This is a genomic window from Saliniramus sp. (assembly GCF_035311605.1).
GTDB lineage: Bacteria > Pseudomonadota > Alphaproteobacteria > Rhizobiales > Beijerinckiaceae > Saliniramus.
Genome location: NZ_DATGCW010000024.1, coordinates 1 through 12,850, shown reverse-complemented (window position 1 = coordinate 12,850; position 12,850 = coordinate 1). Strand labels below are relative to the sequence as shown.

The 12,850-nt window shown below is 64.4% G+C and carries 12 protein-coding genes; 10 read left to right on the top strand and 2 right to left on the bottom strand.

What is annotated here, in order from left to right; all coding sequences use genetic code 11:
- The 3 genes from ngg to VKP01_RS01160 form a co-directional block, all read left to right on the top strand.
- Positions 1 to 1,170, top strand: a 1,170-nt coding sequence (gene ngg / locus VKP01_RS01170) for an N-acetylglutaminylglutamine synthetase (protein ID WP_324409808.1), incomplete at its 5' end; no start/stop codon positions are given.
- A complete protein-coding gene (locus VKP01_RS01165) occupies positions 1,158 to 2,351 on the top strand; it encodes an osmoprotectant NAGGN system M42 family peptidase (protein ID WP_324409807.1) in 1,194 nt (397 codons plus the stop codon). The genes ngg and VKP01_RS01165, both read left to right, overlap by 13 nt.
- Positions 2,352 to 2,623: 272 nt before the next feature.
- A complete protein-coding gene (locus VKP01_RS01160; RefSeq protein ID WP_324409806.1) occupies positions 2,624 to 3,892 on the top strand; it encodes a L,D-transpeptidase family protein in 1,269 nt (422 codons plus the stop codon).
- Positions 3,893 to 3,987: 95 nt separating this feature from the next.
- Here VKP01_RS01160 and VKP01_RS01155 read toward each other — a convergent pair whose 3' ends face one another.
- The gene (locus VKP01_RS01155; RefSeq protein WP_324409805.1) at positions 3,988 to 5,055 is read right to left on the bottom strand and encodes a DUF3179 domain-containing protein; all 1,068 of its coding nucleotides are present in this window, start codon (positions 5,053 to 5,055) and stop codon (positions 3,988 to 3,990) included.
- A gap of 216 nt (positions 5,056 to 5,271) precedes the next feature.
- Between VKP01_RS01155 and sfsA the strand changes: the two genes are divergently transcribed.
- Positions 5,272 to 5,988 carry a DNA/RNA nuclease SfsA gene (sfsA, locus tag VKP01_RS01150; RefSeq protein ID WP_324409804.1) on the top strand — a complete coding sequence of 239 codons (717 nt, stop codon included), beginning with the start codon at positions 5,272 to 5,274 and terminating at the stop codon, positions 5,986 to 5,988.
- Positions 5,989 to 5,991: 3 nt separating this feature from the next.
- On the opposite strand, the gene VKP01_RS01145 is transcribed toward sfsA, so the two are convergent.
- Positions 5,992 to 6,798 carry a ChbG/HpnK family deacetylase gene (locus VKP01_RS01145; protein ID WP_324409803.1) on the bottom strand — a complete coding sequence of 269 codons (807 nt, stop codon included), beginning with the start codon at positions 6,796 to 6,798 and terminating at the stop codon, positions 5,992 to 5,994.
- A gap of 204 nt (positions 6,799 to 7,002) precedes the next feature.
- On the opposite strand from VKP01_RS01145, the gene VKP01_RS01140 reads away from it, so the two are divergent.
- The 6 genes from VKP01_RS01140 to VKP01_RS01115 all read left to right on the top strand — a co-directional run.
- On the top strand, positions 7,003 to 7,836 hold the full coding sequence (locus VKP01_RS01140) for an IclR family transcriptional regulator (RefSeq protein WP_324409802.1): 834 nt from the start codon (positions 7,003 to 7,005) through the stop codon (positions 7,834 to 7,836).
- Entirely contained in the window at positions 7,833 to 8,855 is a 1,023-nt protein-coding gene (locus tag VKP01_RS01135; RefSeq protein WP_324409801.1) for a thiamine pyrophosphate-dependent dehydrogenase E1 component subunit alpha, read from the top strand. Before VKP01_RS01140 ends, VKP01_RS01135 begins: the two co-directional genes overlap by 4 nt.
- Positions 8,852 to 9,838 (top strand): alpha-ketoacid dehydrogenase subunit beta, encoded by a 987-nt coding sequence (locus tag VKP01_RS01130; RefSeq protein ID WP_324409800.1) that lies wholly within the window; start codon positions 8,852 to 8,854, stop codon positions 9,836 to 9,838. The genes VKP01_RS01135 and VKP01_RS01130 overlap by 4 nt, the downstream gene beginning before the upstream one ends.
- A gap of 49 nt (positions 9,839 to 9,887) precedes the next feature.
- Positions 9,888 to 10,907 carry a DctP family TRAP transporter solute-binding subunit gene (locus tag VKP01_RS01125; protein ID WP_324409799.1) on the top strand — a complete coding sequence of 340 codons (1,020 nt, stop codon included), beginning with the start codon at positions 9,888 to 9,890 and terminating at the stop codon, positions 10,905 to 10,907.
- A gap of 105 nt (positions 10,908 to 11,012) precedes the next feature.
- Entirely contained in the window at positions 11,013 to 11,543 is a 531-nt protein-coding gene (locus tag VKP01_RS01120) for a TRAP transporter small permease (protein WP_324409798.1), read from the top strand.
- 7 nt (positions 11,544 to 11,550) lie between these two features.
- Positions 11,551 to 12,850 (top strand): TRAP transporter large permease (locus VKP01_RS01115; protein ID WP_324409797.1); only part of this gene is annotated, 1,300 nt, incomplete at its 3' end.

Below are 12,850 nucleotides of genomic sequence, written 5' to 3'. Positions count from 1 at the left end.
TGGCTGGTCCGCCATCTCGCCGAGCATTTCAAGGCGCGCAGCGCGGCCTTCATGGATCTCTCGGTGATGCATGACAACGAGCACGCGATCGCGCTTTATGGAAAACTCGGCTTCGAGCGGGTGCCCTTCTTCACGCTCAAGCGCAAGAACTTCATCAATGAGAAGCTCTTCGCCGGACCCGGGCCAGAGGCGGCGCTCAACCCCTATGCCCGCATCATCGTCGACGAGGCTCGCCGGCGCGGCATTGATGTCGAGGTCACCGATGCGGAAGGCGGTTTCTTCCGGCTGTTCTATGGCGGGCGTTCGATCCATTGTCGCGAGGCGCTGAGCGAACTCACCAGTGCCGTCGCCATGTCGATCTGCGACGACAAGGCGGTCACGCGGCGTATGGTGGAGCAGGCCGGCGTCACCGTACCCGAGCAGCTCGTCGCCGAGGATACGCAGGCAATGCGTGAATTCCTCGAACGCCACGGCAGCGTCGTCGTCAAGCCGGCGCGCGGCGAGCAGGGCCGCGGGATCGCGGTTGGTGTCGAGACCATGGCCGAGCTCGAAGCAGCCGTCGAAGACGCGCGCAACTATTGCGACCGCGTACTGATCGAGCAATGCGTCAAGGGCGAGGATCTGCGCCTCGTGGTGATCGATTTCCGTCTGGTGGCGGCAGCGGTGCGCCGCCCGGCTCAGATCGTGGGTGATGGCGCAACGACCATTCGCGAACTGATCGAACGCCAGAGCCGGCGGCGCATGGCCGCAACGGGGGGCGAATCAGCGATCCCCCTGGATGGCGAGACGGAGCGGACCGTCGCGGCGGCGGGTTACGATTTCGACACGATCCTGCCGGAGGGCACCACGCTGAACGTGCGCCGCACTGCCAATCTGCATACAGGCGGCACGATTCACGACGTGACAAGCCACGTGCATCCGCGTCTGGTCGAGGCTGCAATTCGCGCGGCGCGGGCCATTGACATTCCCGTCACGGGGATCGATTTCATGGTGCCCTCGCCCTATGAGCCCGAATATGCTTTCATCGAAGCGAATGAGCGGCCTGGTCTGGCGAATCACGAGCCGCAGCCGACGGCGGAGCGTTTCATCGATCTGCTCTTTCCGCTCTCCATCCCGGCCGCCGTGCGCCAGGCGGCCTACCTGGAACGCAAGGACAAATGCAGCGACTGACGATCGACACAGATTATCTCCGCGAGCGGCTGGCCAACCTGCTCGCGATTCCCTCCCCCACCGGTTACACCGACAGCATCGTCAGACATGTCTGCCAAGAGCTCGAGAAACTCGGTCTGGGTTACGAACTGACCCGGCGCGGTGTGATCCGCGCCATTCTGCCGGGCTATGAGAAGCGCCCCGCCCGCGCCCTCGTTTCACATCTCGATACGCTCGGCGCCCAGGTGATGCAACTCAAGGATAACGGGCGGCTGGAACTGGTCTCCATCGGGCATTGGTCGGCGCGTTTCGCCGAAGGCGCACGCGCCACCATATTCTCCGACAAGGGGGCCTATCGCGGCTCGATCCTGCCGCTGAAAGCGTCGGGGCATCGCTTCAACGAGGAAGTCGATACGGCCCCGATCGGCTGGCCGCATGTCGAATTGCGCGTCGACGCCATGTCGCGGGACAAGCGGGATCTCCAACGGCTTGGCATTGATGTGGGCGACCTGATCGCCATCGACCCGAATCCGGAATTCCTCGATAACGGTTACATCGTCTCGCGCCATCTCGACAACAAGGCGGGAACCGCGGCGATGATGGCGGCGCTCAAGGCGATGGTCGAGGAAGGTGAGAAACCGCCGGTGGATATCCACTGGCTCTTCACCATCGCCGAGGAAGTCGGCGTCGGCGCCTCGGCTGCGCTGACCCATGACGTCGCGGCCATCGTCTCCGTCGATAACGGCACCACGGCGCCGGGGCAGAATTCGGATGAATTCGGCGTGACCATCGCCATGGCGGATCAGACCGGGCCATTCGATTTCCATCTGACGCAAAAACTCGCAAAATTGTGCAAGGACAACGACATCCGCTACCAGAAGGATGTCTTCCGGCACTACCGTTCGGATTCGGCCTCGGCCGTCGTTGCGGGGCATGATGTGCGCGCAGGGCTGATCACCTTCGGCGTGGATGCCTCACACGGCTATGAGCGCATCCACATGCATGCCCTGCGCTCGCTGGCGGAATTGATGACAGCCTATGTCAGCAGCCCGGTTGAGATCACCCGCGACGTGCACGAGATCAAGAAGGGGCTGGGCGGCTTCACGCGCCAGCCGATGTCCGCAGCCGATGTCGATGGCATCCTCGAAGAGGTCGAGCATCTTGTCGAGGAAGAGGTCAACCAGAGCGCGGGTGGCGTCTGACGCAGCTGGTCGATGCGTCGCCCGGCGAGGCTGCCATGGTGCCCTGGCCTTCCGCCGGCAATTACGCAGCAGAATATTGTGGTGACGGGGTCTGTGGTATTGATGGCACAGCGCCGAGGGAATTCCCACGGCTTCGTGAATTGCCATAAAAGTGCCCAAACGGTCATACTTGGTGCGAGCCGTCCATCCTTCATTAAGGACGATCCTTCATCCTCGCCGGCGTTCCTCTTCCGGAGCGTTGCGTCAACACGGTAGACGAAGTGCCAACGATCATGTCCTTTCGCGCATTCCTTCTGACTGGCTGCGTCGCAGCAGCCGCGCTGGCTTTCGGCGGTGCCGGGCTCACCCAATCCGCTTCTGCCCAGAACCTCGCCTTTGGCTCACAGGCCGAATGGGTGCAGAACTACGAATCGGTTTCACGCACGCGTGTGGCACGCTCGGCAACGCCGATACTGTCTCCTGAAACGCTTGCGGCAACCGAGTCGATGGTTGATCGCTATCGCAATATCGTCGCGCGCGGCGGCTGGGGCCGGATCGCGAATGAGCGTCTGCGTATGGGCTCTACCGGCGAATCGGTGGTGCGACTGCGCCAGCGTCTCATCATCAGTGGTGATCTCGATCACAGCGCCGGCGGATCGCAGACATTCGATTCCTTCGTGGAAGCCGCCGTGCGCAGCTTTCAGACGCGTCACGGCCTGACGCCGACGGGGGCGCTGAACGGCTCGACTGTCGCTGCGCTGAACGTGCCGGCTGACGTGCGCCTGCAGCAGCTCGAATTGAACGTCACGCGGCTGCGCTCCTATTCCGGCAATCTGGGTGATCGCTACGTCATCACCAATATTCCCTCGGCCAGCGTCGAGAGTGTGGCGCAGGGTGAGGTGGTCGGACGTCATGCTGCCGGGGTCGGCATGATCGACCGGCAGTCGCCGATCTTCAATTCGCGCATTGTCGAGATCAACTTCAATCCCTACTGGACGGTGCCGGTTTCGATCATCCGTAAGGACCTCATTCCGAAAATGCGTGAGGACCCCACGTATCTCACAGATCACAAGATCCGTGTCTTCACCTATCAGGGCGAGGAGCTCGATCCGAGCAATATCGACTGGAATACCGACGAGGGAACGCGCTACATGTTCCGTCAGGATCCGGGTGGCGACATCAATTCGATGGGCTTCGTGCGGATCAATATCCCGAATCCGCACGGTGTCTACATGCATGATACACCGTCGCGTGGCCTGTTCGGTGAGGATTTCCGCTTCGTCTCCTCCGGCTGCGTGCGCGTTCAGAGCGTGCGTGACTTCGTCACGTTCCTGCTCGCGGAAACCGATGGCTGGGATCGCGGTGCGATCGACGATGCCTTCCGTTCCGGCGAGCGCCTCGATGCGCGCCTGTCACGCCCGGTGAACGTCTACTGGACCTACATCACGGCGTGGGCAACGCCTGACGGGACGGTGAATTTCCGGGATGATATTTACGAGCGTGACGACATCCAGGGCGTACCTGTCGCCAGCGCACCGGGTGAGGCAATGCCCGTCCACTGATTTCTTCGAGCTGCGCGACCGCCGGGTCGCGTGCTGCTTCGAAGCCGTATCGAGACCCGACTGGCCCGCCATTCCGGCGGGCCATTTTTCATGGTTCAGCGCGGCTCGGGCTCAAGCTCGACCCAACCGTCAACGGTCAGGACCGGAAGCTCGGGGTGAAAGGCCTGGACGACGAAGGCGAAGGTGATGTCGTGGACGAGCGGCGCGTCGTCGCCGGTGTTGCGCACCGCGATCGCGCCGACCTCGCGGCCATCGCCGATGCTGGCGCTGTCGAGGGCCGAAGCGACACCCTCCCGCCAGATCAGACGCGTATCGTCCACGACGATTTCCTCCTCGTTGCGCAGATGTTCGAGCGTGACCATGGTACGGACATCCGTGCCATCACGCACGACGATCACGCGCGCCATCGGCTCCATGTTTGCGGGCAGGGCGCCAGTATAGAGCGGGTACGGGCCGCTGCGCCCGTCGTAGCCGGTATAGGGGTTGCGGCCATAGGCGCGCGCGCTCCAGTCATTTGGCACGAGGACATCGCCATCGGGATGGCGCGCGCGAAAATCCGCGAAGGCAACGGTGCGCGAGGGCACCATCATGAGGCGGTCGCCCGCATGCCGACCCACGATGGCCTCGCCGGTGAATTGCTGCCACCAGCTTTCGGTCGTGCGATCATACATGACGAGATCCGAGTTGCGCAGGAGGCCCGTGGTGCCGAATTCCACCGGCTCGCCGTCGATCACGCGTTCGAATACCACGGCCGAATTGCACAAAGGGCAATAGGTGATCGCCAGCGGGCGCCCGTCGACCGTATCGTTGACAATCTCGTGCCACATCAGGACGCTCAGCGGATAGGCACGGGCCGGCAATCCCTCGACCATGATCTCGATGACCGGTTCGCGATCTGTGAAGCGATCGGTCTCGCTCGCCGCCATGAAGACCGGATCATCGATCGCGGGAATGCCATCCTTGGGCGGGCCGCCGGGGATGATTTCGGAAAAGGGGACCTCCGTGCGGCTGAAATCGGTTTGCCAGCCGGCGCGTTCCCAATTGGCGGGATCGGCGGAGGCCGCAGTGATTGTTGCATAGGTCACGGCTGCGACGATGCCTGCGGCGATGGCGAGGCGGCGCATGGTGGTGAAGCACATTGGCTGGACGCTACGGTGATGCATGGTCGGACTCCCGCATTCAGGCTCTGTGGAAACCATTCGTCGCGACGGGGAGAAGCGTTTCACCGCTCACGAAAACGTGCACAGTCGCGTATCCTAAAAGCGGGCGCGCGCCCGCGTTCCTCCCGCCCGGCTTGACCTGCGCCGCGCCGCGAGGCACCCGCTGTCGCGCATCGCATCGCATGACAGCATCACCTGCCGGCAAGGACAGTGCCCGCCATGAAATTCGAAAAACCCCTCGCCAGCGGGCGCCTGCTGCGTCGCTACAAGCGCTTTCTGGCGGATATTCGCCTTGATGACGGAAGCGAGATCACGGCGCATGTGGCCAATCCGGGCGCGATGCTCGGGCTCGATGTGCAGGGCGCGCGGGTCTTACTGTCGCGCAGCGACAATCCCAAGCGCAAGCTGCCCTATTCCTGGGAGATCGTGGAAGGAGCGCCGATGCATGGCGGTGCGGCTCGGCTCGTCGGTGTGAATACCGCGCAGCCCAACCGGCTCGTTGCCGAGGCGTTGGCGACCGGATCGCTGGCGCCGTTTCGCGATTACGCTCATGTGCGCCCGGAAGTGCGTTACGGCGAGGCGAGCCGGGTCGATTTCCTGCTGAGCGGGGAGGGGCGTGCGCCCTGCTATCTCGAGGTCAAGAACGTGCATCTGATGCGCGAGGACGGGCTGGCCGAGTTTCCCGATTGCAAGGCGGCGCGCTCGGCACGCCACATGCGCGAGCTCGCCGCCATGTGCGCGCAGGGCGCACGCGCTGCCCTCGTCTATGTGGTGCAGATGCAGGCTGAGCGCTTCGCGGTCGCCGCCGATCTCGATCCCACCTATGCTGCGGCCTGTCACGCGGCGCGGGAGGCGGGGGTCGAAATCCATGCCTGGCGCTGTAACGTGACGACTGAAGCGATCACGATCGCCGAGCCGATCACCGTGATGGAATAAGGCTCAACCGATCTCGCGCGGATCGCGCACGAGGCGAATCGTCAGCAGCTCCAGCATGTCGGCGAAGCGGGTCGAGGAGAGATACATCAGTTCACGCATCCGCCTGTCTGCCAGCGGATCGTCGGGCGCATGCGCATCATCGGGATAGCCCGGGCGGCAGGTGACCATCGGCGCGGGGCTGAGATATTGGCAAAAGCGTTCGAAATCATGCCGGACGGGATAAGTCCCGGTATTCTGCACGAAGCCGGAAAAGCCGCGATTGACGGGGTAGCCGCGTCGCGATGCTTGCCGGCGAAAGCCCGTCGCCAGCACTGATGCTCCGCCCGCCTGCCATCTCGCGCGCCCGCGCCGCATGATCGCGCCCGTGCGCTCCGCCGGATCGCAGAGCCACAGACCGGAGTTCTGCAGACGCTCCAGCGCAAGGAAGAGTGCTCCCCGTCCAATCGGCCAGCTGTGGAATCCGAAGCGACCTGTGATGAAATCCGGGGCGCGCCCGGCAACCTCGTGGAAGGCGGCGATCTGGCGGGCGAAGTCGCGGGCGAGTTCAGCGCGCGGCGTGCGCAGAAGGTATGACGCCGCCGTGAGGGGGCTGCGCGCACAGCCAGGCTCCAGCATCAGGCCGATTCCGGCGGCATCGTGCTGCGCCATCAGCGCCGGCCCCTGCGCCCGCCACTGGGCCCTGTTTGCAAGGACCGCGACGGCGGAGACACGCCGCATGTCGATCAGGTCGAGAATCGCATGGCAGATGCCGGCGCTCAGACCAAATTCATACGCGCAGATGATCAGCCTCGTCGGCGTTGTGGATGCCACGGAACCCCTCGTTTCGAATCGCATCGCGATCGGCCCACGATAGTGCATCGCCGGAAATGCACCATGGGTGTGTCTGCGGCTGGGTGCGAATTGTATCTTCCGCTGCGGGACAGCTTGACGCATCTGTATGTTCCGAATTAGCATCCATGAAATTCCACGAGATGGAACAAGGGGCGGCCAACGCTCCATCGGGGAGGAAATGACGTGGCCGAGGCGCAGGTCTCATCCGTCAAGACCATCGGACGCGCGGCGCTGGTGCTGAGGGCTCTTGCTGCGGGCCGGGCCGATGGTTCACGCCTGACCGACATTGCAGCCGCCACCGGGCTGGGCAAGGCCACGGTGCATCGTCTTCTCGGCGCGCTTGCCGATGTCGGCTTCGTCTCTTTCGACGATCAGGACAAACGCTATCGCCTCGGCTATGCGCTGTTCGCGCTGGGCGCCTCGGCGCGGGCCTTCCATGTGGTGGATCTGGCCCGGCCCGGATTGATGCGGCTCGCAGCCGGGACCGGGGACACGGTCTATCTCTCGGTGCGCGACGGGGACGAGGCAATCTGCGTCGATCGTTGTACCGGTTCGTTTCCGATCCGCACGCTCACCCTCGATGTCGGCGACCGGCGCCCGCTTGGGATCGGTGCGGGGGCGCTGGCGCTGCTCGCTTTCGAAAGCGAGGCGGAGATTGCCCGCGTCATCCGCACCAACGCCGATGCGCGACGCGACTACGCCGCCTTCGACGACAGCAGGCTTCACACGCTGATCACCCAGGCGCGGACGCAGGGCTACGCCTTCAATGACGGCAATATCGTCTCCGCCATGAGCGCCATCGGCGTGCCGGTCATCGATGAGGCGGGGCGGGTGCTTGCGGCCCTGTCGATCGCGGCGATCCGCGAGCGGTTCGCGGACAGGCGGCTCACGGAACTGGTGGCGCTTCTGCAAGAGGAAGCGCGGGAACTCGCAACAGCTCTGGCGCATGCGGCGCTGGGGCCTGACGAACCGGGGGCGCGGACGCGCCGGACACGAATCAGGGAGGATGTCGCGTGACGACACTGCAAGCGGCGGCGGGAGAGGCCGGCGCCAATCTGGATACCGATCGCTTCACTGCGATGCTGGACACGATGTGGCGTATCCGCGCCTTTGAGGAACTTGCCGTGCGCTCCCTCGACGAGAAGCTCGTGCTGGGCGCGATCCATCCCTCGATCGGGCAGGAGGCCTGCGCAGCGGGGATCTGCTGCAACATGGAGCGCGCCGATCTGTTGCTCTCCACCCATCGCGGTCATGGCCATACGCTGGCAAAGGGCGCCGATGCGCTCGCCATGATGCGGGAATTGTTCGGACGCGACGGCGGCACTTGTGGCGGCAAGGGCGGCTCGATGCATATCGCAGATTTCGATGTCGGCATGCTGGGCGCGAATGGTGTCGTCGCGGCCAACATCACCATCGCCGCCGGGGCAGCCCATGCGCTGAAGCTGCGCGGCGAGAAGCGCGTCGTTGTCTGCATTTTCGGTGACGGCGCGATCAATCGCGGGCCGTTCCTCGAAGGGTTGAACTGGGCCAAGGTTTTCGATCTGCCGGTGCTTTTCGTTTGCGAGGACAACAATTTCTCCGCCACCACCCATACCGGGACGATGACGGCTGGCCCGGGTGCAGCGGCGCGGGCGCAGAGCCTCGGCCTGCCGGCTCAGACGGTTGATGGCAACGATGTCGTCGCCGTCGATGCCGCGACGCGTACCGCTCTGGCTGCGCTTCATGCCGGGGAGGGACCGCAATTCCTGCATTGCAAGACCTATCGCATGACGGGCCATACGGCGGTGGACCCCGCCGGCTATCGTGACCAGGCGGAGGTCGAAAGCTGGCGTGGACGCGATCCGATCGCGCGGCTGGGTGAAGCGCTGGAACTGGCCGGCGTGAGCCAGGCACGGCTCGAAGAGGCCAAGGCAAAGGCTTATGCCGAAATGGAGGAGGTCTATGCCACGGCGCGTGACACGGCCTGGCCGGATGTCGCCGGCGCCTATCGCGACGTGCAGGATTGCGGCGACCCGCAGGTGAGGGCCTTTTCATGAACACGATCAGCTATCTCGAAGCCGGCAAGCGCGCGGTACGCGAGGAAATGCAGCGCGACGCGAGCGTCTGGGCGCTCGGCGAAGATCTCGGGCGCGGTGGCGTGTTCGGGCAATACAAGGGGCTGATCGACGAATTCGGTCCCGCGCGCATCGCCGATACGCCCATCTCGGAAGCCTGCATCATGGGCGCTGCGGTGGGTGCGGCGATGACGGGGACGCGGCCCATCGTCGAGATGCGGTTTTCGGATTTCGCCCTGTGCGCCATCGACGAACTCATCAACCAGGCGGCGAAGGCGCGCTTCATGTTCGGCGGGCAGATGCGCGTCCCGATGGTGGTGCGCGAGCCGATGGGGATGTGGCGCTCCTCTGCAGCGCAGCACTCGCAATCGCTCGAATCCTGGTACACGCATATTCCCGGCCTCGTGGTCGTCGCCCCGGCGACGCCGGCGGATAATCTCGGCCTGCTGAAGAGCGCCATCCGCAACGACGATCCGGTGGTCTATCTCGAGCACAAGCATCTCTGGCCGCTCGAAGGCGTGGTGCCCGACGGCGAGCATCTGGTGCCGCTCGGAGAGGCCGAGATCGTGCGCGAAGGGCGCGATCTCACGCTCGTGACCTGGTCGGCCACGCGCCATACCTGCGTCGCGGCAGCGCAGGCGCTGGAGAAGCAGGGGATCGATGCGGAAATCATCGATCTGCGCACGCTCTGGCCCTGGGATCGCGACCGCGTCTTCGCCTCGGTGGAGAAGACCGGGCGGCTGATCGTGGCGCATGAGGCGGTCGCGGTGTCCGGCTTCGGCGCCGAGATCGCGGCGACGGTCGCGCAAGAGTTGCATCACCGCCTGAAGGCGCCGGTGCAGCGGCTCGGCGCGCCACGCATTCCGATTGCCTACGCACCCCCGCTCGAAGACGAGGCGCGGGTGACGTGCGAAAAGATCATCGATGCGGCAACGGCGCTCTGCCTGCCCGTTGCCGCGTCCTGATGCGCTGACTACCGGCAGGGTCGTCAGCAAAACTAGGGAGGAGAAAACAATGAAACTGGTCAAATCACTCATGGCGGCCGCAACGGCTGTCGCGATCCTGGGGGCGGCGCCCGTCGCGGCCCAGTACAAGGACGAATACCGCGTCTCGACTGTCGTGCCCGCGCCATTCCCCTGGGGTATCGCGGCCGAGCGCTGGGCCGAGCTCGTCGCCGAGCGCACGGACGGGCGCATCACCATGCAGATCTATCCCGGCGCGCAGCTCGTCCAGGGCGAGCAGACGCGTGAATTCACGGCCATGCGCCGTGGCGTGATCGACATGGCGGTGGGCTCCACCATCAACTGGTCGCCGCAGATTTCCGAGCTGAATGTCTTCTCGCTGCCCTTCCTGATGCCCGATTACGCGGCGCTTGATGCGCTGACTCAGGGCCCGGTCGGCGAGCGGATCTTCGAGCTGATCCAGGAGAACGGCGTTGTGCCTCTGGCCTGGGCAGAGAACGGCTTCCGCGAGGTGACGAACTCGCAGCGGCCGATCCGCACCCCGGAGGACATGGAAGGTCTGAAGATGCGCGTGGTCGGCTCGCCGATCTTCAACGACATCTTCACGGCGCTGGGCGCAAATCCGACGCAGATGAGCTGGGCTGACGCGCAGCCTGCGCTGACGACCGGTGCGGTCGACGGCCAGGAGAACCCGCTGACCATCTACTCGGTGCTCAACATGCACGAGCTGGGCCAGACCAACGTGACCCTGTGGCGCTATCTGGCCGACCCGCTGATCTTCGCGGTCAATCAGGAAGTCTGGGATTCCTTCACGCCGGAGGATCAGGAGATCGTGCGGCAATCTGCGATCGAGGCCGGCGCGCATGGCATCGAGGTCGCGCGTGCGGGTCTCACCGATGGCGACCAGAGCCTGATCGAGGAGATCCGGGGCTACGGCGTTGAAGTGGTCAGCCTCACGGATGAAGAGCGTCAGGCTTTCATCGATGCGACGCGCCCCGTCTACGAGGAATGGCGTGAGAGCATCGGTGCCGATATCGTCGATATGGCGGAAGAATCCATCGCCAATCGCTGATGATATCAGGCTGAACGCCTGCAAGAAGGGCCGCGCCATGTGGGCGCGGTCCGCCTGGCGCGCATCTTCATGAATTCAATCAACCGCCGACCGGAGCCATCTGTGATGAGCGACGACCGCGATATTCCGCACACGCCGCAGAGCCCGGATACGGGCGCGGACCACGTCATCGTCCCCGTGAAGATCGAGGAGGCGCTCGGCGCCGCGGCCATGGCGCTGATCTGCCTGATCTCCTTCGGCAACGTGCTGGCGCGCTACTTCACCAACATCTCATTCGCCTTCACCGAGGAGTTCTCGGTGGTGCTGCTGGCCTTCATGACCTTTGTCGGCGCGTCCGCTGCCTTCGCCAGCAACGAGCATATCCGCATCACGTTCTTCCTTCAGCGCATGCCGCGTTCGCTGCGCTGGCTGTGTGAGTTGGTCACCGTCATCGTCACCACGATCATGTTCTCGATGATCGTCTACTACGGTGCGCTGGTGACCTATGACGAGTGGTACTGGGGTGAGACGTCACCGGGCCTCGGTAATCCCGTCTGGCTCTACACGATCTGGCTGCCAATTCTCTCCATCGCCATCATCCTGCGGGTTCTCGGGCGGGGTTACGACCGCCTGATCCGCCGTGCCGGCAGCGTGTGAGGCGGCCATGATCGACGCAAACATCCTGCTGCTCCTGACCTTCATCGTCCTGATGCTGATCGGTACGCCGATCGCGGTGGCGCTCGGCATTGGCGGTGTCATCGGGATCGCCGTCGGGCTCGACACGGCGGCACTCGGGACGCTCGGCACCAACACCTACAATGCGGTGGCAAAATATCCGCTGATCGCCATTCCGCTCTTCATCCTGACGGGCATGATGTTCGAGCGCTCGGGGGTGGCAGCGCGGCTCGTCGCCTTCGCCCAGGCCTGTATCGGTCCGCGACGCGGCGGGCTGGCGCTGGTGGCGGTGCTGGTCTGCCTGATCATGGGCGGCATGTCGGGCTCCGGCCCCGCGGATGCGGCGGCAGTGGCCACGGTAATGCTGCCTTCGATGATGAAGGCGGGCTATCCGAAGCCGTTTTCCGCCAGCGTCATCGCGGCTTCCGCCTCCACTGCGATCCTGATTCCGCCCTCGATCGCGCTGATCGTCTATTCGGTGCTCGTGCCGGGAACCGATCTCCGTGCGCTCTTCGCCGCCGGTCTGATCCCCGGCCTTCTGGTTGGCCTGTCCATCGCGATTCCGACGCTGATACTCTCGCGCAAACATGATTTCGGTGCCGATGAAAGCCCCGACCGGCCATCTTTCTGGCCGGCCCTGTGGCAGGCGCTGCCGGGATTGATGGCGCCGGTGATCATTCTCGGCGGCCTGCGCAGCGGTCTCTTCACGCCGACCGAAACGGCGGTGGTCGCGGTATTCTACGGCCTGTTCGTCGGCACGGTGCTTTACCGCACCATGGGCTTTCGCGACATCTACCACGTGCTGGTGGAGAGCGCGAAGATCTCCGGCGTGCTGATGCTGATCATCTCGCTGGCCGGCATCTTCGCCTGGGCCGGATCGACCATGGGTGCATTCCGCAATACGGCGCAGTTCATTCTGACCATCAGCGACAATCCCTGGATCATCCTGCTGCTGATCATGGGCGTGCTGCTGCTTGCCGGCATGGTTCTCGACGGGGTGTCGATCTATCTGATCACGCTGCCGCTGCTGGTGCCGGTCGTGCAGGCCTTCGAATGGTCCTTCGTCTGGTTCGGCGTGGTCATGGCCATCAACATCGCCATGGGCCAGTTCACGCCGCCTGTCGCGGTCAACCTGATGGTGACGGCGCGCATTGCCGGGATTCCGCTGGAGAGCACCTTCCGCTGGGTCGGCTGGCTCCTGCTCTCGATGGGCGGCGCGCTCGCGCTCGTGCTCGCCTTCCCCGAAATTGCGCTCTGGCTGCCCAGAGTGCTCGGTTATCGCATCACAT